The sequence below is a fragment of the Fimbriimonadales bacterium genome, assembly GCA_035559795.1.
In the GTDB taxonomy this organism is placed as follows: domain Bacteria; phylum Armatimonadota; class Fimbriimonadia; order Fimbriimonadales; family ATM1; genus DATMAR01.
In genome coordinates this window covers 21,140-46,544 of record DATMAR010000007.1, presented here as the reverse complement: position 1 = coordinate 46,544, position 25,405 = coordinate 21,140, and the positions used below count along the sequence as shown (strand labels likewise).

At 49.6% G+C, this 25,405-nt stretch carries 10 protein-coding genes; all 10 read left to right on the top strand.

From position 1 onward, the window contains the following. Positions 1-292 precede the first annotated feature (292 nt). The 10 genes from VNK96_04460 to VNK96_04415 all read left to right on the top strand — a co-directional run bounded on the left by VNK96_04460 (position 293) and on the right by VNK96_04415 (position 25,201). A complete protein-coding gene (locus VNK96_04460) occupies positions 293-2,053 on the top strand; it encodes an ATPase, T2SS/T4P/T4SS family (GenBank protein HWP30967.1) in 1,761 nt (586 codons plus the stop codon). Between the two features lie 60 nt (positions 2,054-2,113). After that, positions 2,114-3,313, top strand: coding sequence for a type IV pilus twitching motility protein PilT (locus VNK96_04455; GenBank protein HWP30966.1), 1,200 nt, complete (start codon positions 2,114-2,116; stop codon positions 3,311-3,313). Between the two features lie 23 nt (positions 3,314-3,336). Continuing rightward, complete coding sequence (locus tag VNK96_04450; protein ID HWP30965.1) at positions 3,337-4,563, top strand: type II secretion system F family protein; 1,227 nt, start codon at positions 3,337-3,339, stop codon at positions 4,561-4,563. Positions 4,564-5,083: 520 nt separating this feature from the next. Continuing rightward, positions 5,084-6,106 carry a prepilin peptidase gene (locus VNK96_04445; protein HWP30964.1) on the top strand — a complete coding sequence of 341 codons (1,023 nt, stop codon included), beginning with the start codon at positions 5,084-5,086 and terminating at the stop codon, positions 6,104-6,106. A 147-nt stretch (positions 6,107-6,253) separates the two neighbouring features. Then, positions 6,254-7,126: a type II secretion system protein gene (locus tag VNK96_04440; GenBank protein HWP30963.1), complete on the top strand. Its 873-nt coding sequence runs from the start codon at positions 6,254-6,256 to the stop codon at positions 7,124-7,126. A 51-nt stretch (positions 7,127-7,177) separates the two neighbouring features. Further along, a complete protein-coding gene (locus tag VNK96_04435; protein HWP30962.1) occupies positions 7,178-9,190 on the top strand; it encodes a prepilin-type N-terminal cleavage/methylation domain-containing protein in 2,013 nt (670 codons plus the stop codon). Positions 9,191-9,214: 24 nt separating this feature from the next. Continuing rightward, on the top strand, positions 9,215-11,281 hold the full coding sequence (locus VNK96_04430; GenBank protein ID HWP30961.1) for a prepilin-type N-terminal cleavage/methylation domain-containing protein: 2,067 nt from the start codon (positions 9,215-9,217) through the stop codon (positions 11,279-11,281). 15 nt (positions 11,282-11,296) lie between these two features. Continuing rightward, complete coding sequence (locus tag VNK96_04425) at positions 11,297-14,272, top strand: hypothetical protein (protein HWP30960.1); 2,976 nt, start codon at positions 11,297-11,299, stop codon at positions 14,270-14,272. Continuing rightward, positions 14,269-18,792: a hypothetical protein gene (locus VNK96_04420; GenBank protein HWP30959.1), complete on the top strand. Its 4,524-nt coding sequence runs from the start codon at positions 14,269-14,271 to the stop codon at positions 18,790-18,792. Before VNK96_04425 ends, VNK96_04420 begins: the two co-directional genes overlap by 4 nt. Before the next feature lie 25 nt (positions 18,793-18,817). Then, on the top strand, positions 18,818-25,201 hold the full coding sequence (locus VNK96_04415) for a hypothetical protein (protein HWP30958.1): 6,384 nt from the start codon (positions 18,818-18,820) through the stop codon (positions 25,199-25,201). Positions 25,202-25,405 lie beyond the last annotated feature (204 nt).

Genomic DNA, 25,405 nt, shown 5'->3' with positions numbered 1-25,405 from the left:
ATCCTTTTCAAACCATCATCTACCTTGAGAATGCACCCTTTCGAAGGCTTGCTTCTCTGATAACTTCTCTGATAAAAAGCATGGAATCCTTCGAAGGAATCCCTGCCGCCAATCGGGAACTTAAAGCGGGAACTTAAAATAAATGGATGGCGTTGAAGAAAATGAACTTTAAAGCAACCCCAGGGCGTCGAAAAATTACTGGAAATTTCCGCTCTCCCTGTGATGGGGGTATCCTTCCTTATTCAGCCATAAAGCCTAAACGCTGGATGCAAGCAGGAGAAAATCAAAACGAATGGCTATAGCACGTCAGCCTTTAACCGACTACCTTCTGCAAAAAGGTTATCTAAAGCCGGAACAACTTGCAGAAGCGAAGAAAGTACAGCAACAGTCGCATGAAAGCGACATCGGGAATATCTTGATTCAACTCGGGTTCGTAGGGGAACGCGAGGTCATGGAAGCCAAAGCCCAAGAACTGGGATATAAGTTCGTAGACCTCGACAGAGAACCCTGCGATTCTAGTGCTATCAACGTCGTTCCCGAGCGTATCGCTCGTCAGCATACGGTCATCCCTTATAAAAAGGAGGGAGACAGGCTGTACCTCGCCACTTCCAACCCATCCAACATCTTAGCGATCGATGATGTTCGCTTAGCGTCAGGGCTTTATGTAACTCCTGTTATGGCAGTGCGGGGAGCCATCGAAGACGCTATTCATCGCTATTACAAAAGTGGAGAAGGTAACGGGTTAGTTACTGCAGGAGGACCTCCTTCCGCGCCTCCGATTAGTATGAGAGGCGATATTAGCAAAGCCATCGCTGAAGCAGGGGCGAGCAGAGAAATCGCAATCGAAGAGGATGAACAAGCCGCTGTCCAAGTCGCGGAACAGGCTCCAATTATCCGTTTGGCTAACGCTCTCATCCAACAAGCCATCGCAGACCGATCATCGGATATCCATGTCGAACCGCAGGCTCGCGGTGTGCGAATTCGATTCCGCATAGACGGTGTTCTTCACGAAGCTGCCACGATTCCGAAAAACCTTCAAGCACCCCTGGTTAGCCGTTACAAAATCATGGCGGAAATGAATATCGCGGAACGTCGTCTTCCGCAAGACGGAAGAATCGAAATCCGTCACGCTGGAAAAGACTATGACCTTCGCGTAAGTTCGATTCCGACTCAGTGGGGCGAAAAAATCGTGATGCGTATTCTCGATAAGACGAGCGTTCTTATCGGGCTCGAGAAATTAGGCTTTACCGAAGAGAATCAATCCCAGGTTGACGAATTGATCAACCAGCCGAACGGAATGTTTCTTTCCACCGGACCTACCGGTGCTGGAAAAACGACGACGCAATATGCGATTCTCCACAAACTCAACTCCATCGAGCGCAACATCATCACGATCGAAGACCCAGTCGAGTACCAATTACCAGGTGTTTCGCAAGTACAAGTAAATAGAAAAGCAGGTTTAACGTTTGCAACCGCGCTTCGACACTTCTTACGCCAAGACCCAGACATCATCATGGTCGGTGAAATGCGCGACCTCGAAACGGCAGAAATCGCGATAGAAGCGTCGCTGACGGGTCACTTGGTTCTTTCGACGCTTCACACGAACGATGCTCCTTCGGCAGTAGTTCGTATGGTGGATATCGGCGTCGAGCCGTATCTCATCTCGGCGACCGTCATCGGTGTTCTCGCTCAGCGCTTGGCAAGGAAGAATTGCAATAACTGCAAAGAACCTTACGAAGTGCGTCAAGGAGACTTGCGTCGTTTCGGATTTCAGATTGAAGACCCAGATGCACCGGTAGTGCTTTACCGAGGCAAAGGGTGCGAGGAATGCAAATACACCGGTTTCAGAGGGCGTATCGGTATCTTCGAACTTATGCGCATGAATGCGGAAATTGCGGAACTCGTGGTTCGAAGGGCGCCGTTAGCAGACATTAAAGAAGCCGCAAAGGCGAACGGAATGCACGAACTTCGAGAAGATGGTTTGATAAAAATCCTTCAAGGAATCACCACTCCAGAAGAAGTCATGCGCGTCGTCTTCACGGCTGGATTCTAAGGTTTCGAAATTTGATGTACAATAAGAACTCGCGCGTTCAAAATGTAAGAGGAAATACGAATGTCTAACATAGAATTAGGTTACGAATTACCAGGTCTTGTCGAGCATGTCATCGAAGAAGAGGAACGAGTCGGTCGTCCGAAACCCGTAGACGATCTCCATATCGATGAACTCCTCAACATTACAGTAGAAAAAAATGCTTCCGACCTTCACGTCTGTCCGGACTCTGAGCCGATTATTCGTGTGGATGGACAACTAATTCGTTTGAATTACGAAAAATTATCTCCCGCGGATACCCATCGAATGCTTTATGCGATTTTGTCAGATGACAAGATCGAGCGTTTCGAAACCACTTTAGAGTTGGACTTTTCTTATTCCTTACCGAAGCGCGCTCGATTTCGTGTGAACTATTACAAGGACAAAGGGGCGATTGCCGGTGCTTTTCGATTGATTCCGAACCGAATTCCTACGATTCGTGAATTGAACTTGCCACCCATCCTCGAGGAACTATGCAAAAAACCGAGAGGTCTCATACTCTGTACAGGTCCGACTGGACATGGTAAATCGACCACGCTCGCTGCGATGGTTAACCAAATCAATCGAAGTAAAGCCGTTCATATCATCACTATCGAGGACCCTATCGAATATCTGCACACTCATAACCTTTCCGTAATCAATCAGCGAGAACTCGGACAAGATACGAAGTCATTCGCTGGAGCGTTAAGAGCGTGCCTTCGTGAAGACCCAGACGTGATTCTCGTTGGTGAAATGCGCGACGTCGAAACGATAGCCTTAGCGATTACTGCCGCAGAAACGGGACACCTCGTCTTTGCAACTTTGCACACGAACAACTCGGCAGAATCTATTGACCGTATTATTGACGTCTTCCCTCCTGGCCAGCAGGAACAAATTAGAATCCAGTTGGCGAACAACCTTCAAGCCGTAATTTCTCAACAACTTCTACCACGTGCGGGCTCTCCGGGGCGAATCCCTGCTGTGGAGGTCATGATTTGTACTCCTGCTATCCGAAACTTGATTCGTGAGAACAAAACTCACCAAATTCCGTCAATGATACAGACGAGCGCTGCTGTAGGTATGCAAAGCATGGACCAAAACTTGCGCGACCTGTACCTCAAAGGCTTTATCACCTACGAGGACGCAATCAGTCGTGCCATCAACCCAGACGAATTCAAGAAGATGGTGCAAACGCCTCAAACCGTCACGGTCGGCGCTGGTCAAACCCCAGGAAGGTTACGATAACCCTTTATTAAGGAGACAAAACTATGCCGGTTTATGCATACACCTATCGAGATGCATCAGGAGCAATCCATAAGGGAACAACTGAAGCAGACAGCGAGGAAGTCCTTCGCAAACGTTTTAGCGAACAGGACATGCAAATCCTCGAAGTCCAGTTGCTGAAAGGAAGACGCTCACGTCCGAAAAGTTTTGGAAGAGTAAAACTCACCAACCTCGCACTATTTTGTCGCCAGTTTTCTACGATGGTAGATGCTGGCGTTTCGTTGGTGCGCTGTTTAGACGTTTTGGCTCAGCAAACGACAGACCCTCGTTTGAAAAAAATCATCCTCGACGTCGGTGAGCGAGTCGAGGGGGGGGAATCTCTGAGCCGCGCAATGCAGCGTCATCCCAAAGCTTTCAGTAATTTGTTTATCGGTTTGATTCGCGCAGGAGAAGTAGGCGGTGTATTGGAAGAGGCATTACAACGTCTGAGTCAGTTTTTGGAAAAAGACGTGGAACTGCGCCGCAAGATTCGTTCGGCATTGACTTATCCCACGATCGTTATATTTTTCGCGCTAGGTATCGTGATTTTCCTGGTGTCCTTCATCATTCCTCGTTTCGTAGAAGTTTTCACCGATTTGGGAATCAAAGAACTTCCTGCCGCAACGAAACTTCTCATCGATATCAGCAACTTCATCACGACGAAATGGTATTTCCTCATCGGCGGCTTGATTCTGTTTTTGATTGTTTGGAAAGCATTCGTGAATACGCATTTCGGGCGTCGCGTGGTGGATAGATTGAAACTCAAAGTTCCTATTTTCGGAAAACTGCACCACAAAATTTGTTTGGCGAGATTCAGCCGAACTTTGGGCACCTTACTCGCTTCTGGTGTTCCGATTCTTCAAGCGATGGAAACGACCGCAGGAGTAGTCGGAAATCACATCATTTCCGATGCGGTGATGGAAGCACGCTCGAGAATCCGCGAAGGTGAACGCATCGGTGAACCTTTGGAACGAAGCCGTCAATTCCCTCCGATGGTCGTGCATATGATCAGTGTCGGAGAAGAATCCGGTTCTTTGGATTACATGTTGCAAAAGATTGCGGACTTCTACGAGGGTGAAGTGGAAGCGACCCTTGCGAGTTTGACAGCGGCTCTCGAACCGGTTCTGATTGTGATTCTTGGCTTCATCGTCGGCTTCATCGTGATTTCGATGTTTTTGCCGCTGATTCAAGCCGTGCAAAACCTTTCGCAAGGCGACGCATTGCAAGGATAAGTTTATTGTAAAGGATAAGTTTATCAAAGATAGGACAGACATGCTTTGTCTGTCCTTATTTTTTAAATAACCATCCCATTTCATATGCCTCAACAGCGGGAGCTGTTGAGGCTTTGTCTGCTGCACAAAGCGTTTTAGTTATCTTACATAAGCAAGAAGAACTTCATATGCCTCAACTGCTCCTGCAGTTGAGGCTTTTATCTGCTGCATAAAGCATTTAGTTATCTTACATAAAAGCAAAATACTCATTTCTGAGCTCGCTCGAAAGAACCGAAATAACGTTCCCAAACGGAGTTTGGGAACGAGTAAAAAAATCGATGTCATTTTCATAAAACGGTTCCCCTTGCGTAAGCAGGGGGAACCATTAAGGAGGGGGTCCAAAAAACTAACGCAAATTTCTTTTGAAAAAGACTACTCCCCCTCCTAACCGAAATAACGTTCCCAAACAGAGTTTGGGAACGAGTAATACGAGGAAAAAAGCGTCATACGTTACCTCTGTGTCGTCTTACTTTCGGCTTACATGTTCTGGGAATGGACTTCGTTGGTCGGATTCATTATTGGAGCCTTTATCGGGAGTTTTCTCAATGTCGTAATTTATCGTCTCCCGCGCAAGATGTCTCTCATAGCACCTTCCAGCCATTGTCCTCATTGCAATCATCCTCTCGGTGTTCTCGACCTGGTTCCTTTACTCAGTTTCTTAGTGTTTCGTGCGCGGTGTCGTTATTGTAAGGCGAAAATTTCTTGGAGATATTTCGTCGTCGAATTCATTACAGCGATCGTTTGGGGGGCGCTTTGGTGGAAATACTTGGTCGCCGCTTCCGATCCCATAGGATTCGTCGCCTTTGCTCTTGCAAGTTCTGCTCTGATAGCCGTTCTTTTCATTGACCTTGCCACCTTCACCATTCCGGATTCGCTCAATGTTTTTCTTCTCTTGGTAGGAATCGCTTATAACGTTTGGCTTTGGTTAGATGGTTCGGCCAGCGCATTCACACTCATCGGAGGTTGGAACGTGCCTTCCTCAATAGTAGGTGCCTTCTTCGGTGGGTTGATTTTTTTTGTTGTCGCTTTAGCCGGAAGAATAGTTTTTCGAAAGGATGCTATGGGGCACGGAGATATCAAATTGGCTCGAGGAATCGGTGCTCTTTTATTCTTCCCAGCAGAATTCCTGGCATTCGGGTTGTCTATCGCGCTCGGTGCTCTGCTCGGAGGATTGCTCCTTCTCCTTTCGCCGAAAGAAACCGTAGAGGTAGAGGGTGAGGAAGTTCCAGAGCCCCCAGAGCCAATCGGAAGCCTTATGAAATGCGGGATCGGATACGTGTTCGGGCTGGATGTTATTGGCTTTTTCTTCTCAAAATTCGACCGGTGGTGGTTCGGAGTGCAAGAAGAAGCGGAGGGTGAAGAGAGCGAGGATTGGGTACCAGGTCCCACTACCATCCCATTCGGTCCCTATTTGGCTATGAGCGCAATCTTAACAATCCTCTTCGAAGAGCAAATGCTCGGGCTCGTAAGAAGATACTGGGATTGGGTTATGGGGGGTTCGTGAAGAGTTCTAATGAAACGGGGCAGGGCATATGTGGATAAAATGGGGAAAACTAAAAGGGAGAAAAACCAAAAAGTCGAAATCTTCAGGGAACAACCTGGAAAATCACTCTGTCAAACAAAAAGAGTACGTACTCCCGCGGAGGCATACATGCGTAAACATGGCTTTACATTAATTGAACTTTTGACCGTCATTGCCATTATCGCGATTTTGGCGGCGATTCTTTTCCCCGTATTTCAGAGGGTGAAAACGGCGGCGAAGAGGTCAGCCGATATGTCGAATATGCAGACCCTGCATTCGGCTTTGAAACTCTACCAAACGGACCAAGGGGGGTATCCGCCTCTTCTTTTGCAGGTTGTGGAGTACAAGCAGGGCCAGCAACTACCTGTGGACAGGCTCGCCCGTGCCTATTTATATAAAAGTCGCGTCAAGGATGCTGACGTTTTCAAGAGCGTGATGAACGATGCTGACCGTTTCTCGATTACCAACGCATGTTGGCCAGAGAGAGACCCCGAAAGCGATCCAGGAAATCCGAACGATTACCAAGCCTTCGGACCTACGGACGTGGTGCTTTATAAGCATTTAGGAATAGACCCGACATTTCTCACCGAAGGGCTTTATACACAAGACGACCCCGCGCAGTTTTATACTTGGGATACGTACGATGTTTCACCGGAATACCGTCCGGTAAGTTGCGGAACCATCCCTCCGAACGCATTGCGATACGAACTGCGCTACACGCTGTTTTGGACACAGCAGGGATTGCTTTTGGGTGGGGGGCCGAACGATAACCCTCGCCAATTGGGATACAACGAACCCGATGAAACCACCGTCGTAACCTGGAACAACATGTACCGTCTCCCCTATCAAATTGACCCGACGGTGAACTATCCCGGTTATTCGAATGTGAAAGTGCCGCGTCGAGAAAATGCAGATTTAGTGCTTCTGCTTTCCGGAACCGTAAAGCCTGCGGATTCACAGCAACTTTATTTCAAATCGTGGAGGTTCAATCAAAACCCGTAGTCTCGTGATTTTGAAATTAACAATGCGGAGTGATTTTTAAAAAGAGGAAACATGAATCGTAGAGCGAGAGCACTCACTCTTATCGAGTTGCTGGTGGTTATCGTCGTTTTGGCGGTAGGCATTCTTACTTTTATACGAATCTATCCGAGAGGATTTTTTACACTCTCGCTGAGTAGGGATTACGCTAAAGCGCAGGCATTGGCGAGAAGGGAGATAGACCGTTTAGAGAGAAACGCAGAAAATCTTCCATTGCAAATTCTCGCCGTGCGATACAACGTCGTGAACATTGGCGGAAACGATGTTTGGCAACTCGTTGCAGATGCGACCGTATCTCCGTTCACTCTCGGTGCGGGGGGGATCATCGACGAAGACGGTTATATCGATGTGGATAATAAAGACGTCTTCTGGCGCTACTATAACGATGCGAACCGATTCAGAAGAGTCATCGGAGACGGCGGCGCGATTCCCGTTCCTAAACAGGTGGGGAATCATTTCGGGTGTTTGCGGATTTTGCAATTCGCCCCCATTGCTTATGGGCCCGATTACGATCCGAATCTTTTGCTGGTTTACAGCAACGATATGATCGGTGAGCCGTTGATGGAAACCCAAGCGGGGCAGTCTATCAAAAACCCAGCACTTTATCAATTCAAATACGATAACGAAGTGCCGCAAATGTGGCTTCCCGGAATTGCAGGTCGGGATGTGCGTTATAAAATCAATTTCAGTTTTTATGTAAGCGACCCGACTACTGGATATCAGCGTGTAGATGTCATAGACCAGGTCGTAACCGTTACGGAAAATGCGTCATTCGGCGATCCTTTAGAAGCGGATTACGACCCCGCTACGAACACGGTCAAACCGTTCGATTTGTTGGCAATCGCCGGCGTGGGGGGGCAATTTCGAGGACTCGATCCAGATTCCATTACGGCAAATCGCCTTTTCGACCCTATTCCCGAATCGAGCGTATTCGACCCGACTTATCCTTACGAATACAAAGTTCTCAATGCGGAATTGGGAATGCTTCTTTTCAACCCTATTGCTTATCGATATCGAGAACCGCGCCCGAGAGGAACGCGACCGCTCGTCGCGCAAGTCAATTACGACGTTTTGGATTGGCATATCATTCGCGACGAGTTCCGCGCGGACAATACGAAGCGTCCGCTCCATAAATTGAGCCTCGAACGCATTAAAGCCATCGGGAATCTGCAAAACGACCAGCGACGTTATCCCGGCTTAGGCATCCCCTTCCCGGATGGCACAGGAAACTTCGTCCAAATGGACGTCGCCGTAATCGATTTAGAAACGGGGGGGCTCGTGCTTCCGTTCGTGAATCCGAATAATTGGAGTGAGGGCAGGAGTTATAAAATTGATTATTTGCGTGGAACGATTTCTTTAGGCAGTCCATTCAATCCCCCCCCGCAGAATCAAGAAGATTTGGCGCAATCCATTACGATTCTCCCCCCCGGGACATCTCAATCGCCCATTACGGGAATCAATCCTGCGGGAAGAAATTTCCGCGTGTTATACCAAGCTCATAACGATTGGGCGGTTCAAGTACTCAAGGCTTCAGCGAGATTTCGTATCGTAGGTTCCTATTTGCCAGGTGACCAGTTGGGAGTCGGCGAATGTTATGTGGGGGGGTGGGACAGCAACCTCGCAGGTCTCCCCACTCGTGTTTACTTTCCTTGGTGCGAACTCGGAAGCAAAGTCACGATACGCGAGATTTGGTATTGGGCGGATGGTGTTTTGAAAACGATGCGCGATCAAGATTTTTTGATTCGAGCACCTCGTCCGCAAGATACTCCGAACCTTCCTTATATAGACATCACGGATGTGGATGCGAGTGCGGACACATTCGATTGGCAAACTTATGGTTATGCCGTGCGTGGTGTCGCTGGCGCAACGGTGCGTGCGAGAGTGTTATGGAACACAGACCGCAAAGAAGACGTCCCTGGAAACACTGCCAACGACATTCAAGAACGTATGTTTCTGCATGACCGTTGGACGGAAAAATGGCGGTATGTAATCGTAGAAAGTTATCTTTCGAGGAGGGACGCTTTATAAATGAGGAGGGACGCTTTATAAATTATGAAAATGATGTCATCTTTCGAAAAACGGAATAGAGTAACGGAACCGAAACGACATTACGGTTTTACACTCATCGAATTGCTCATCGTCATGGCGATTTTGACGGTGCTTCTTGCGTTGATTTCGATTCCTCTCATTCAAGGTATGCGCTTGACACAGGCGGGTCAAGCCTTCGCATCGGCGCAAAACCGCGCAAGGTTAATTGTCGAAAAAATTCGAAACGAACTCACCATTGCAGCGGCGGTTTTCGATAATGCAGCACCCTCTGCATCCATCGAAGTGCAAGTGCCGATTCGTGATGCGAATTCGAAACAGTTTTTAGGATATGGAAGCGTGTATCTCTCCGGCGCAAAACTCGATTTCATCGAACCCGCGAAGGGAGACCCAGGTCTCGTTGGAGCGAACGGTGCGCTCATCAATCCAGGAAGAGGAAAAGAAGACCCGACTCTCAAAGCTCCGATCGGACAAATCGTACTTCCCCTCGCCCCTGGAACCGTAATCACTCGTTATTGGATTGGTTTGAAAGACCCTTTGCGAGACTATTTGAATCCTCACGAAATCAATGTGTTCGGTGATGCTCTCACGGCTGCAGCGAATCGCACGGAAAATCTTTACGTGTTGTATCACGCTCAGGTCGCTCCGTACGTTTGGGATCCTGCTGCTGGTCAATACGTGCCGAACACCGCGTTTTTCGCTGTGGACAATCAAGGCAGACCTATCATTGACGACCCTGGTTTCTTTCTTTACAACCCGAGACAGCCGATAGACAACCTCGCAGCGCATCGTGCTCGTTTGGCGAATTGGATGCGGATCGCAACCATAGTTTCGCACGATATCCGAGACGATATGTTGGTCGCTTCGATAGATGAATCTACACGGGAAGGAATTTACGACCCCTATCCCTATCAAGCAAATACCGAGGTTTTACGCGTTCGTTCGTTGGTTCGTTTTTCGCCGATGAAGGTTACGAACGAATCGGCAACAGGAAATAAAGTGCTTCGAAGCGGTGTCGAAATCACGGATTACAAAACTCGGCATGCATCGGAATATTTCGAAACAGAGATGATAGCGTGGTCGCAGGATTCCATCTTACGAGTATTTCGCGGTGATTTTCGCATAGACCCGTATTTTCTTACACGCTATCGTCAACCGAGCGGGGGGGTGAATCCTTTCGAGATCTTCGAAATCGAAACGGTCGTATTCAATCCGACGCAGGATGTGGATGAATTTAACGATGGCGATCTCGTTTTCGAGATGACGAAATATCTGAACGAGACATTAACGGGTACCGGAAGAATCGGACCTCACGTTTTCCCGAAACCTTCCACGTTAGGAGCGATGGAATTAGTGCTTTATTCCGTGGATTATCGGAGAGGTTTGGTGAAGATGAGTTTTCCGATTAAAGACGCATTAGGGTACGTTCCGACGGTAAGCACAGCCGTTGCGAACAACAACCTCACGGGTTGGCAAAATAGCGCGACAGGGGGGGCTTCGCAGGATGCGAAAGAGAAGGGAAGACGCTTCATCGATTTGCGCTCCTTAACCGGATTGCAACCCGACGATTTCAATCCGCTGGGAACGAGTTATAAGGGATGGACGCTCGATGCGCATATCGTCCCCGGAAGTGAGATCGTGATTGCTCCTGACCAAAGACCCGGTCCGAATTACGGTAATCCGATACGATATTCGAGAGTCGCAATTACACAAAAACCGGGAATCAATCAGTATCGAATCAATTACGTGGACTTACCGGAGCCGAATTGGACGCTTTTAGGTTTGCCCGACCCGAGCACGAATAGCGATGTGGCGACGTATATTCTTCCCCAATATAAGAAGGGATATATCGAATTCAATTCCGACCAGAATGCCCCGTTGCCGGATGGAAACATCGTCATCTCGGTGGATTTCCAAATGAATAAACCCGAAGATTCTATAACGGTGGACTACAGCACGGCTCAACAAATGGTCGTCGAATTGACGGTTCGCCGCTATCCAGGGGGGGGATATACGGACGCACAAGCAGTGACCGTTCGAGAGGTCGTTGCGGTAAGGAATTTTATTCGCTAAATAGGAAGAGTGACGATGAAAGAAAGAAGAATGAAAATGAACGAATCGAGAAGAAAGCGAACGAAAGGAACCGCTTTGATTATTGCCTTGGCGGTGATGTTCGCTTTGGGCGTGCTTGCGCTGTTATTCCTTAGAGTCGTCGCTGGGTCCACGGTTTCTGCGTTGGTCGCTTCTGAACGGTCGTTGGCTGACGGTTTAGCGCAAGCAGGAATTCGATACGCGTTCAATCAATTGCGATTTTCCGAAGATGGCGCGGATTGGCGTCCTCTCCCCCCCACACCCGTTGCTGCGGATATAGATCCCAACGCCCCCCCAGGATTAGGACCCAACTCCGACCCGGAAAATCCGAATGCAACGAATCCCGACCCCGATTATTTCTGGCTCCGTAGACAGGTCGTGCCGGGAAACACCGACCCGAACGACCGCGGAGGTCCGGACGGTTTGGGTTGCTTTTCGAGAATTTTCTTCCGCAATGGTCGCGCACTGATTCGCGTTCGTTATGAACCGACTAACGTTCAAATCTTTTCGGGAAATGCATCCAGTTTTACGGGATTGATTACAGAGGCAGGCAAACTACGCTCTTACACCATCGTGGAGTCGGTAGGGCGACCAGGTAATTACAACCCGAACGACCCGACATCGGCTCGCAATCCGGATATTCAAAAAGCGCGACACCTTTCCGCTGTTGCAACCATCGGCATCATCGAATCCGGAAGATATATAACGAATAAAGAACAGCGACAAGAACCGGTGCAATTGGGTTACCCCACGCCAGTAAACTCCTCCGGTAGTCCCCCCCCTCTCGAAGGCGCGAGATTGGGATTCGACCCGGTGAGTGTCCCTGTTTTCTTCGGAGGCTTCGGAGTTCCAGCACCCGGTGGTTATTCCGGGGGGGTCTTGACGACGGGTTGCCCGATTTATGTGAACGGTTCTTTGGAAATTCACGGTGATTTGCGCGCGTATTTACATCGAGATTTAGGCGATCAAATCAATATCCATGGCGACTTGACATTCGCTCCGAACAGCCGCCTCGAAGTTTTGCGTGTTTCGGAATCGGGCGGATCGGAAGTCATCAACAGTTTTCTCGCCTTTCCGAGTATCAGTCCGAGTTTTTCCACTTTCGGCGGCGTTCTGCGTGACATTAGAGAACTCCCTGACCAACAAGGATATGTGCGCAACGTTCCTAGAAAACCGCCCCCCCTCGTTGACGAAGAAGACCCGAATACCGGTCAACTGCGCTACCGCCTCTTGACTCGCGATAGCGGTGCGATTGCCATCGGCGCTAACGGCCAAGAATTCAATCTTGGAAGTTTAGGATACGGACGAGGGGTTTACGTGAATAACTTCTTCGACAGAGGTTCCGATTCCGAAGACGGCGATTTCACTCTACGTTATGATTGGTTGAATCCTAATAACGGTCATTCTGCCTCGAATTGGGACGGACCGTTTTACAGTCCGAAATGCGCGTATATGCTTTTGTTGCCGGATGGTTTTATCATTCGACGCTTCGTCAATCGTCCCGACCGTGATAGATGGCGAACGTATCAAAACACGGATTCGGGAAGACACTCGTTACGATTCAAAGTAGGACTCGGCAGTGATAACAAACTTCGCATCATCAACGAATTGACACCCGGTGTGGTGAATTTCGGCAGTCCGACACCGAGCGACTTCAATAAAGGTCCGGAATTCAACGGTGTTGTTTTCTTCGAAGGTGATGTGCGCATACGAGGCGTGATTCCCGGTGACGACAATCCGCTGAACTCGATTGTTCCCGTGCAGCTGACCGTCGTGACATTAGGAAATGCGTATGTAGAAGGGAGCATCGTCAAAGGCTCGAAACTCTATTCGACGCTCGGAATCCTCGCGCGTCAAAACGTCGTTTTGAATACGACGCAATTTTTCGGACGTTCTGCGTTCAGACCGTTCCTGCATGCGAAATCGGATTCCCCACCGGAGAAAAACCCTTGGCGTTTGCCGGTGGATTCGCATAATCCGCTTTACCTCAGCGTTCAATTCGCAGAACTTTTCTCGAATTACACCTATACGAATAACAACCAAACGACGGTGCCTTCGATTTTCATTGCGCATGCCGCAGACCACGGCGCGCAAGGAAGCGGCTCATTCTTCAATTTGCTTATCAATCAAGGATTCATCAATACTGCGCCAGAATATCTCTTTGCCAGCGCATACCCCCCCAATGCCGCAGGGAAATATTTCAATCCGCCTCAACCTACGATTCCGACATACGGAATGGATTTAGAAACGCAAACCCTTCCCAATTACGAAAAGAGAACTTTCCGAATATGGCCGATTAGCGGAAACGCTATGGGTGGTAATGGCAATTATCAGTTTTTCTTCGGCGGATTGGAAAACGAGTTTCAATTCAAAAAAGACAACACGATTGCACCATTGGGCGGAAATTTCGATTACAACATCAGCCGCATCGCCATACAACCTATGGACGTAACCATAGAAGCGGTGATGTATGCACAAGAGGGAAGCTTCTTCGTGATTCCCGGACCTTGGTTCAACTGGGACCCCAACGATAGGCGTGAGGTCTTTACCGATGCAAACGGACGGCTAGCGCGATTCAACGCGACTGCAGAATGGCCATTTTATGGAGAACCTCTCGATATCAAAATCACGATTCGTGGAGCCATTAGCGAAAACTTTCCGCCTCCTATAGCAGACCAAGGGGAATGGCTCAGACATTGGGGTTGGATCCCGAAAGAATATGGGGAAAGCGGCAACTTTATCCCGAACGAACATGTGCCTACAGGCGCTCCCTATAATTGGGATACCTCGTTGCCTTATGTGCCGAATTTATTTATCCATTACGACACGGTTCTTATTTCCGGAAGGGTCGGTGGTTCGTTTAATCCTAATGACGACACCATACGAAAAGACGCTTATGGAAGACCTCTTCCTCCGATTCCCAAACTTCCCGTAGGAACGAAACTGTTTTATTTCGGAGAAATCAATCCATGAAAAACGGATTATCGAAAATTTTCGCTTTAGGCTTGTTGCTTGCACTGGGAAGTGGCATCTCCTGGTCGCAGGCTATCGGTTATTCAAAAAACGCTCTCCAGGTGAACTGCGGGATTTTGCTTTTGGATAGCACATCTGGATATTGGGGGGCGAATGTTCCTCCGAATTCCGACCCGTACGTTTTCTTCAATTTGGAGAGACGACGCGACGTCAAACCACCGGGATGGGAATTTCGTAATCCCCTCGCCCCTGGCACTGTCACGGTGGAGATCAAAGCGCGTTGGGACGCGATTTACAACTTCACGCAAGGCACCCCAAGCCCGTTCGTGTTAGGTGACCCCATCTCGAAGAACATGGCTCCTTATTGGGAAGTGCAACTCAGCAAAATCAGCGCGGAAAAACTAGCTCAATACGACATCCTTTTGGTGCATACACCGGGATTGATCAACTTGAATCCATCAGAAAGAGAGAAATTACGATTGTTCTTAGACAAGGGGGGGATTCTTTGGTTCGATAAGGCAATCAACACGACGATAGACGGCTGGAACGGCCTTCCCCTTTCTTTCACGTTCGATTTAGGGGGGGGCACGCCCTACGTCCTGCAGCCACAGCATCCGATTTTGTCGTATCCGTATTTTTTGAGTGCGGCAGAGACATTGTATTTAGGGTTACTCGATTGGAACCATACGGTGCGGCGATTGACTTTGACGGAACTCGGGATGACGGGATACGAACAAGTCGCTGCCACACTTGCACCGGATTTCGATAACTTCAATATCATCGTGTCTAATTTAGATGAAATCGTTATTGGCGTCGCGCAAATCGGGAATGGCTATTTCGTGGTAACGAGCGGTGACATTGCCTCTGCAATCAACGAACCGAGCGGGGGGGTCGACATCGGGTTAGGTCCGAACAGTGGAGCGATTGCAGGCGACAAATTTTTCAACATTCCCTCGGCGGAGATGAAATTCGTTTTCAACATGATTTCTTTGGCAGGTGGTCATCCCGCTTTGAGCAAAGGAAGCCGACGCCCGAACAGCACGCTCGACGACTTGGGCGCGCCGCTACTCCAAATTTGGAGCGACCCGAATCTCAACAACGACCAAGGCGACCACACGAATTATGTCCCCCCCGTGATTTATAAGGGACTCCTTTTTATCACGTCAGGCAATCGTTTGTATGCTTATAAAGTAGACCCGTCGAGAGACCTCGATGGAGACGGATGGACGGACGACGGTTATCAGGACAGTAGTTTAGGACAGAAATTCGATTTGGTTTGGATGAGTACTGCTTTGAATGCGCCTTTGAGTACCCCGATGGCAGTAGAAGTCGGCAATGCCCAAGGAGCGCCGAAAGACCAGGTGTACGTCGTGGACGGTCAAGGAAACTTGCTCGGCTTCGATGCCCTTCCGAAATCGAATGGACTCCTGCTCGGTCCGAATCCCATACCGCCAGTTCGCACGATTCCCCCCCCATCGGCTCCGGTGATGGATTTCACGCTTCCTAATCGCCCCCCCTATCCGCCTTCGTATTTCGAAGGGTTGGTGTATGTGGTGGATACATACCAGGGTGTAGGAAATCAGCGCTTCGGGCGTGTTTGGATTGTAGATGCCGTTACGATGCAGCCGATGACGAGCACTTCACCGTGGGTGATTGCGGGAAGCGGCTCCCCGAATCTTTTCGAAACAGGGGGGGCGCCTACCATAGGTTACATCCCCATCAACGATGGCTCGGGTGGACAAGATAAGGTGCTTTATGTCAGCAACCGTTCCTCTACCACAGGTGCATCGGTGGGAATCACGAGCATTTGGTTAGGCGCTAAAGGGGAATCGCCGACATTGAACCGCACCGCTACCTATGTAGACGTTATCACGCGCGTCAGTCAAAAAGGTCTCTATGTTTATCTTCCGCTTACCGAGAGCCCACATGGGGTGAAAATCTATCTTGTCGACCAAAACGGAAACCCGTTGCCCCCCTCCCAAATCGCGAATTACTTAACAGGGCAAGTCATTCAGTTCGCACCGGGACAGTTGAGAGTGTTCTTGAAAACTTCTTTGCCCAATACGATTGGAGTACGAATCGATTACACCGTAGATATCGGTGGACCTTCTATGAACATCGTAGGTGGAGTCATTCGAGGACAGCTGTTCTTCCCGGACGATACTTCGAGAAGGCGCTACGTGCAGAAAGCGATGGCTCTCGCTCCGAGTGGAAATCTTTTTGTCGTAACGAGCAACGAATTCAATAACGGCGATTTGTATTGTGTTCGCGAGGTAACGCGTGGAAGTTTCGAACTCGTCTATCGTTGGTCGCTCTACGACGAATTCAAATTAGTCCTCAATAACACACAAACGATAACCATTCCATCTGCAATTCAAGACCGTGACGATTTGTGGGTCTTGATGGGTATGGGATATCCGAAACTACGACGTTTGCATTTCCACAGTTCGCCTGTCGTCTATGGCGACACTTGCTACGTGATGGTTTCTGCAGACCAGCAATTTCCTCTTTTCACGACACGAAGTTCCTATATTCTCGCATTCGATGCGAACCCTACTCATCGTGACATCCGTTTCGGTAGTGCTTTGCCCTCCGGAGTCAAATTAAAACAGCCCGACATCGCTGCAAGTTCTTTCAAATCTCAACCGGAGCGATTCGTCACATTGCAGCCGAATATGGCGGATATTCAACAAGAAACAGGCGTCATACGCTTTAAAAACATGATGTCGAGTACGCAGGGTGTAATGCAAAATGGTTTCTCGGTTTCTTTACCCGTCGTCGTTTCCGGAGCCGGAGTTCCCGAAACCCTCCTCGACCCGAATGCGAGCGGTTCGAAATGGACACCTTTGCTTTGGTATTTCGGTGTAGGCGGTTATATGAGCGATGCGCCTTTGATGCTCATGGGAAACACTTTGTATCTGGCGGGTGGGTCTGTGCTTTCGGATGTTTTCAACAATCGTTTTCCGCCACTTCCACGCCCGGCGATGTTTGCAATGGATTCGGTAATCCCTGTGAACGACGAGTCCATCATTACGGTTCCGGGGTATCCGGGTCTCAAACAATCACGCTGGTTAATAGCAGACAATTCCGCAATAGGTTTTCATTCGAATAAACACGTTCGATGGCCATCGGGAGAAGGAACGCAATCCTTCCAAGATTTCGTCATTCGCGTAGAACAAACCTATCTGAGCAAAAACGTCGGATCGGCTCTCGGGTGCATCGGGGGGGATGGTGTCCTTGCGGCATGGGCAGATATCGGCCTTTATGCCTTCAAACGAGCGACGACCGTAGTTGCAGACGAAGGTCGCATCGTAGAACTCGATGCCGCTGGATTCGCCAACTGGGCTTCCGATGTGAGTTTCGAACCGAAAGCGCAACCGACGAACGTGCAAGTGAAGACACGCAAATTAGAAAGACCCACGAAAGTCTATAAAAGCGGAGAAAACGAATACGTAGTCGTGGATACCGGTGGGGATAGAATCGTCGTATTAGATAAAACCGCCGGAGAAGTTCGTACTATCGAACGCATTCTCTTAGATTTGACGTATCGCCCCCCCGGTTGGAATGAGGGCGACCCGTTAGAATTGCGACAACCGCGCGACGTTTCTTTCTGGGGTGAGTACGTGTATGGAGGAATTCCCTTTACGGGTCCTCCACCCAACGGCGTCGAATACTGGGTGCATTATCTCATCGCGGATACTGGAAATCGCCGTATCCTCGAGCTCGTTGACCGCTACGATGTAGACGATTCCACTTTGCAAATCGTAGGTTTAGTTCGAGACGCGAAGGGCGAGCCGCAAATCGGAGTTCTCTATTGGCATTCCCCCCCGGATGTAACCGGAAAACAATGGCAGCATACGGCAACGCGTCGCTACGTAATTCAGCGCGACCCGAATACGAATGCAATTAACGACATTTACATTACAGCAATCGGAGATGTCATGCCCACTCGCAGTGGTCTCGGTCTGGACCCCCCCTCCGGAAACGTTCAGCAAGAGACCGGTGGTGGACCTGGCGGCATTCTCATTTTCATTCGCAATGCCCAAGGACAGAGAGTTCTCGACCAAGTCATCAACGAAGTCATCCTTCCGGATGGAACGAAAAAGAGCCTCACGGGAATCAGTTCTCTCTTCGTTCGACCGGTAATCCAGAACAGTGTTGCGACTTTCAGCATCACTTTTGCCGATAGGACAGGCGTATATGAAATCGTGCAGTCCGGAACGAATTGGCTCGTCAGGTTTATGATTACGAATTCAGTTTACGAATCCATTCGTGGTGTGAAACTTCAAGCCGCCGCCGCTAAATTCCTGCAAAACGGCGACCTCCTCATCACGAACAGTTATTACGGAAAAACGAACACAGGTGCGAACTTTTTCGGTGAAGTTACGCAGTGGAACGTTGCGAATTACAATCCGACGCTACCGAATTTCGGACTTTCGGCAACCGATATCAAAGCGGAATTGCCCCCCGTCGTCGGAACGCGTGGATTGAGAATTCCTCAATATGCAGACAGATTTTAGTTATGCAAGTACATAGGTGAATACGATGAAATGGATAAAAGACTTTAAACTTTGTTTAGCGACTCTTCTGTTAGGAGTTGCAGTTGTCGGTAATGCGCAAGGAGATAACCCGACGCATCGCGGTCAAGTCGCGAGAACGGGAACGAACATTAGCGCAACGGAGCCCGGTCCTGGCGCCGCGAATTTGAGATGGTGGTATCCGTTGCAAAAGGATGTCGGAAAAGACGTCATCGTAGACAACATAGACCCTGGATATATCACGACAGGAGCCTGGACGACTCCGTCCATCGACGAGGAATCTCCCGACTGGTACGGCACAGGCACAGTGCCTTATCAATACGCCTTCGTCGTCGCCCAAAGTGCAGGGGGGGCTGACGAGACGGCGGGTTGGACTGCCAATGCGCAATGGGTAATTACCGGAACACCAGGAACGTATTATGCGCTCTATGTATGGTTTCCGAGTAGCGGAACATTCGTGGGGGGGCAATTAGCGCCTAATGCGGATTATGCGGTTTATAAAATCGATTACGGCCAGGGGCAATCCTTCGTGGATATCGTGCCTCACCAAGGGGGGGGTTCGTGGACGCGTCTGGGCTTCAAACTCGATTCGAGTCAACCGCGAATCTTCCAAGCCGACCCTCTCACCGGGCAACTTCGAATTACGCTCTATAACACCGTACCTCGCGACGAAAACGGTAACCTCATGGGCGAAACGAACAACCGAATCGTATGCGCCGATGCCGTATTAGCAGTCCCTCTCCCCGGCTCAATCTATGCCTCTCCGGTCGTGAAGCAACTCTACGACGACCCTGCGAACATCGTTGCTATCGCCGCACGCAACAAAGCCATCCCCGACCCCGACGATATGGACAAAACTCTGCAAATCGAAACGGGCGAGGTAACTGCCATCAATGCATCGGAAGCGAACCCTGCGACGTTGTCATTGCCACGATGGACATGGACACCTGGGCTTTCCTCGAACATCAATTTAGTTTTCGATAACACGAATCCGGCATTCAATGCGGATTTGGGATGGGTAGACCCAGGTGCGTCGGGTGCACCGGGGTTTTACGGCACGAATTATCTGCAAGCACCGGTGGATTTGATTTATCCGGGTTCTGCAAAGGCGGAATGGAACCCAGTTTTGAATGATGGAAATTACTACGACATCTATGTGTGGTTCCCGGGAAATGGAAACGGTGTGCAATTTGCACGTGCGGCACGCTACGTCGTTTATGAAAACGGCACTCCTTACGAATTTTTCGTAAATCAAGAAGTCGGCGGTAAATGGGTGCGCATCGGAAATCGTTCCTTCCTCCACGATTCTTTGAACGGAGGACTTCGTTTAGAAGTTTGGAACTACAGCAACGATGCAGGCGACGCTGGAAGATATGTGGCTGCTGATGCTGCGATGTTCGCAGGAAACTACATCGCAGCAATCTATTCGACACCGACGCTCGCACGCGTCAATATTCGAAAATCCAATGGAGTAGTCGAACCTACGGAAGTCGTAATCGTTTGTGCAGAAGATGGAAGGATTTATTGTTTGGATGCAAACGGAAACGCTGCAAACGGAACGACGACGGTTTATTGGGCTTATCCTTCCATTCCCGATGTAAACGACCCGAATTGGAAAGATCCGAATGAAACGATCGACGGACCGCCAGGGAATCAAATTCCTTATCCGGGTTCATTCGGAGTCTCTTCTCCTCTTGTTCTGAATATCGGTGGCAAGGATTTAGTCGTCATCGCTGCTGCGAACGGTCGTGTGTATGCCATCGATGCCGTAGGGCGTGGAGATTACGACCCCTCCACCGGAAAAATCGGCACGACGATGCGCGAATGGACTTGGCCCAAAGCGAAATACAATTCGTCGAATAACACTTTAGAACTCGATCCTGCGCGCCCCCCCTTCGTGAGTTCTGTCGCTTTCGATATAGCAACGAGCACGATTTTTGCCGCCGGAACGGAAGGGAGAATCTTCGCTCTCGATGCCGCAGGCAATGGTGACCAAACGACGACGATGAAATGGGCGTATCCGGATTTGGACGAACAACCAATCGGCGCGATTTCTTCCACTCCAGCAGTGCGCGGTCAGCAAGTCGTGTTTCCTTCTTTCGATGGGCGTGTCTATTCGCGCGATACGACAGGGAATACGAGTAGCACACTGAATTGGATATATCCCGCTGGTAATGCGCCTGCTCTCAGCCCGTTCCGTTACACATCGGTTTGCTTCATCGCCGCAAGTGATTTGAACGACCCGGTTTATAACTTCGATATCGTTTACATGATTAATGAAAACGGATATGTCTACGCACTTCGAGCAGATACTGGAACTCTCGTATTCAGCAGCAACGAAGGTTTCGGCGCTCACAGTTCTCCTTACTTCACTCGCTTGATTCCATCGGGGAAAGCGACTCCTGCACCGGTGATTACCTTCGGAACATTGAACGGAGCGTTTCTCGCTTTCTACGCAGACCCGGATGATACGAATAGCGCGGGGGGGCGTCTCGCATGGGGATGGCAGTCGAAGGGAACGACCGTTTTCGCATCTCCAGCAGTTTCCAGAGGATGGATGTATCACGCTGGAGTAGATGGTTACTATTACGCTTTTAGCACGGGTGGACAGATTTCCAACGATACCGGTTTCGGACCACCCGGACAAGAAATATGGACTCCGGACTCTGCTCCCTCTGAATACCAAGACGTCCGATTGAAGTTCATCTCCAAGTCGGATTACGAAAATCTGCGCAACAACATCGGCGACCCGGCGATGATGGCGGATATCTATCCGCCTCCGATGCGTCCTGCGCTCGAATGGGGTCAAAGACTTTATTGTGTCGCGTGGAATTATCCGTATCAAATCAACGGAGACCCGCCCCCCACCATCCGCTTCGAAGTGAAAGGTCCGGGTGGCATCAATGTTCGTTATGACCGCCAATCGCAACTCGTGCAGGGCAAAAATCCGAATGACCCTGCAAGCGGTTACGCAGTCGTAGGTATTCCATTCATCGCAAGCGGAGCGAACTTTTTGACTCCTGGCGATAACATCACGGTTTCGGTGACGATTATCGGTCAAGGCGGACAATATAGCCCCCCCACTGCACGACGCGATGTTACGGTTGCCAATCCGCTCGCATTGACGACCGCTTCCAGTTATGCTGTAGTACCCCCACCTGCAAAATCGCAAGGGTGGACGACGAATCCGAGCGACCCGGAGAACTTGATCAATGGTGGACCGCTCGGCAAGAAGGTCGGCAGTTCAGCGGGAGAAATCGTGCATGGACAAAATGGCATCGGTAATTTCTTCATCGCCGACCGCAGCCGCATGATTGAACTCACCGGCACAGGGCTCAACAACGTCCGAATGGTTCGCGGAGATGGAAGGTGGCAAGGAGGAAGCGCCGCAGTTTTCAAACCTCTTCCATACCTGCCGCCATGGGAAATCATGCCCGACCAAATTCCGAATTTCAGCCCGGATTATCCGGATGTCGACCGCTCGCAAATTGATTTCGTCGTAGAACCATTCGGAAAATCGGTGAATCCGTTATTGCAAGCAGTGCAACTTCCGCCCCCCCAAAATTACGACCCGAACGATCCGTTGTCCCGCATTATCGTCGGTGCTCCTGTGCAACAGTCATGGAACATCGAGCGTTATCAACCTGCGAATTTGACCCCTTATGTTGATGCCGCGGGAGAAACGCTCGCAGGCGGTTACGTTGCAAAAGCCATCGTTTATGTAGACAGCAATAACAATCAACGTCCCGATGGCATCGAAGCGACACTCACGCAATTACCGCCTTCGAGCCGAACTGAAGCATATCGAGATTTCGATGTCATGGCATCCGTGCCTGTAGATGAGAGGTTAACGGTTCTCGAACCGACGATTGACCTCGGAGCTCTTCCGCACAGTCTCGGATACACACCTGATGCCCCATGGATGTCCACAAACACCTTCTATCCCGACATTTCGCAAGGCGCCCCTTATGCGGCGTTCTTCCAACCCTTCACATTGCGCAATGAAGGAAACGTAAACATGCTCGATTTGCGCATCGCCACGAGGATTGGACAACTTCCAGGACCTTCCTATTATTCCGTTGCATTCTTGTCCGCAATGAATGACCCCTTAGCATGGCTCGATGGAGTGATGAACATTATCAGCAATGTCAATCCTCCGTATGCCGTGAATCCTTATGGTGGCAACGTTCTCGATGCGAGCGGAAACCCACGCGTAACTTTGCATAAAGCACGAGCGGGTGATCGCGCCCCCACCGTGCTCACCGTTCCCGATTATCCGTATGGCGTAACTCCGCCTCCGAATACTCAACCCGTAGTCGGTGTGGCTGTTCCTTTGGGATTTCCGTATGGTGAATATAGTCAACTCGTAAACGTCGTCGAGGATAACTTCTTAATCGGTGGTTTCAACGATTTGGCAATTATGCTCGACCAAAACGGAAAACCTCTCGAAGCATATTCCGACCCGACATTTACCTTGCGATTCCTCAATCGCGAAACGCGACTGACCGGGGGGGTTACCACCGGCTCCGTGCCGCATATTGATAACCCGCTCGGCGTGCAAACGAACTTCACTTGGACGAACACTCGCCCCACCGGAGTTCGTGACCAATTAGGTAACTTGCACATGTCGTGGCATTCGAATCGCCCGGCGATTCAGAACACACCCGCCGGTCCGCAACCGATCGATAGATGGTCTATCTTCCATAGCGTCCTTCGTGGTACGAGACCCGACCAGACCCCCCCCGAAGCCGGAAGCAGTCCGTACCGCGACCTTATGGCATGGATTCCGATGGGAACGAAGTTCTGGAATTTCTTCGCAGGTCCGGAACCGACGGGAATGCCCGACACCCTTTTCGGTGGTACAGGCGGAAGTGTAGTCGGCAATCCGCTCTATACAGAACCGGCATTCGCCGTAAACCCGTTGGCGTTCCAAGCCACCAGCAACTTCGATACGATGATCTTCTGGACGGGAACGGCGCAGAAAGACCTCAACGGTGATAATCTTGCCGACAATCTGGATTCACGCATTTTCTATCGCACCTATACCATGCAGCCAGGTGCGCAACAGCCATCTCTCGGTGAAGTGCAATGGTTCGTGTGGGATCCGAATCTCGAAAAGAAACGTCTTCGACCGATGCTCAAAGTCACCGGCAATCGAGCGAATTGGACGGTGTTTTGGCATGCAGAAGTCAATGGTATCGAACGTCTTTTCATGAATTACTTGACGCAAACCCTTCCCGGTGGGGGCGGTGACAGAACCAATTACTGGAGCCGCAACATCATGATTAACCCGGGTAGTGGTTTCACGGATACATGGGATCCCACACCGATTGATAGAACAGATGGAATAGATTTAGTCTTCACCGGTTTATTGAAAGATTCGCAACAACCGGAAATCTATTATGCGAAATACGAAGCGAATTCGCAAGGAAGAATCGGAAGATTGAAAACACTTCCCGAACGCAATCGCGAAATCCTCGTTCGCGAAAGAAATGGAAACGTCTATCGTTCGCGTGGAGTCAACTGGGAAGACGATGCTCCTATCGAAGTTTGGATTCAAAGACCAGGTCAAGCACCGGCTCGTATCGACATTCCGAATACACGACAAGAAGATCCGAGAACGGGCGTAATCTCCTTCGATGCAGAAATCGGTGGAAAGATATTTTGCGACCCGAATACCGGCGCAATTCGATTCTCCTCCGGTGGACCTGGTAGTTCCGCGCAAGTTCAACTTCGTTACACTCCGCGCGTGATGCGCGTGAGCGATTGGGGCGAAACTGGCGGACATTCGAATCCGAGTTCGTTTATCGATAATCGCAATCAATGGGACCGCAGATATCTTTTCCATGCAGATGGCTCTGCGGTTTTGGATACGGAATTCGTAGGAGTCGCTCGCTTCTGGCACATCTATCAACGTGGCGCAAGTGGTCCCGGACAATCGAAGAGACCTTACATGAAGACACAACGATTAGCCGTGAATCTCGCTTATTCGCCTGCGTTGAATCAAAACGGTGTGTTGGTCAATCTCACTTTGAGCGGTGCAACGGGTATTTACCAAGTAGACACGGCGAATAAGAAGATCTATTTCACGTTGCAAGATGAAGGAAGGCTTGTTAACGTAACATATTCGTATTACGACGCGAATGGAAATCTACAACAAACCACGGAAAGCAATTTGCCGATTCAGTGGTTGACCGAAATGACAGAACAGCCACTGCCTATCGAACAGCCTGTAGATGAAGATAGTGTGTATGCCTTCCCGGACACCTTCCAACATACGGCATCAGATCCGCGTGCAGGTTTGGTTTGGGTGTACTTCTCGAGCAGTCGAACGGGAAGTCGAGACATCTACTATCTTTCCCTGTCTCCGAAATTAGGCTTGCCTAAGTAAGAGCATCGCTCTAAAGTACGAATGCATATTCGAGTTGTCTGATGGTTCGGTCTTCTTGACGAGTCCGAACTATCAGATAACTTTTCATTTTTTGAACCATAGACTGTAAAATTTTCGTCCTTACTCCGTAAGTCGAATCCTCTTAACTTGACTCTTCCTTTCAAACCGGGATAATATGGCTTCACTCGCAAACTTGGAGAAAAA

Excerpts from the sequence above, each read along its gene's own strand:
- VNK96_04445 (HWP30964.1), top strand. The coding sequence starts at position 5,084 with ATGTTCTGGGAATGGACTTCGTTGGTCGGATTCATTATTGGAGCCTTT.
- VNK96_04435 (HWP30962.1), top strand. The coding sequence starts at position 7,178 with ATGAATCGTAGAGCGAGAGCACTCACTCTTATCGAGTTGCTGGTGGTT.
- VNK96_04430 (HWP30961.1), top strand. The coding sequence starts at position 9,215 with ATGAAAATGATGTCATCTTTCGAAAAACGGAATAGAGTAACGGAACCG.
- VNK96_04455 (HWP30966.1), top strand. The coding sequence starts at position 2,114 with ATGTCTAACATAGAATTAGGTTACGAATTACCAGGTCTTGTCGAGCAT.
- VNK96_04425 (HWP30960.1), top strand. The coding sequence starts at position 11,297 with ATGAAAGAAAGAAGAATGAAAATGAACGAATCGAGAAGAAAGCGAACG.
- VNK96_04450 (HWP30965.1), top strand. The coding sequence starts at position 3,337 with ATGCCGGTTTATGCATACACCTATCGAGATGCATCAGGAGCAATCCAT.
- VNK96_04460 (HWP30967.1), top strand. The coding sequence starts at position 293 with ATGGCTATAGCACGTCAGCCTTTAACCGACTACCTTCTGCAAAAAGGT.
- VNK96_04440 (HWP30963.1), top strand. The coding sequence starts at position 6,254 with ATGCGTAAACATGGCTTTACATTAATTGAACTTTTGACCGTCATTGCC.
- VNK96_04415 (HWP30958.1), top strand. The coding sequence starts at position 18,818 with ATGAAATGGATAAAAGACTTTAAACTTTGTTTAGCGACTCTTCTGTTA.
- VNK96_04420 (HWP30959.1), top strand. The coding sequence starts at position 14,269 with ATGAAAAACGGATTATCGAAAATTTTCGCTTTAGGCTTGTTGCTTGCA.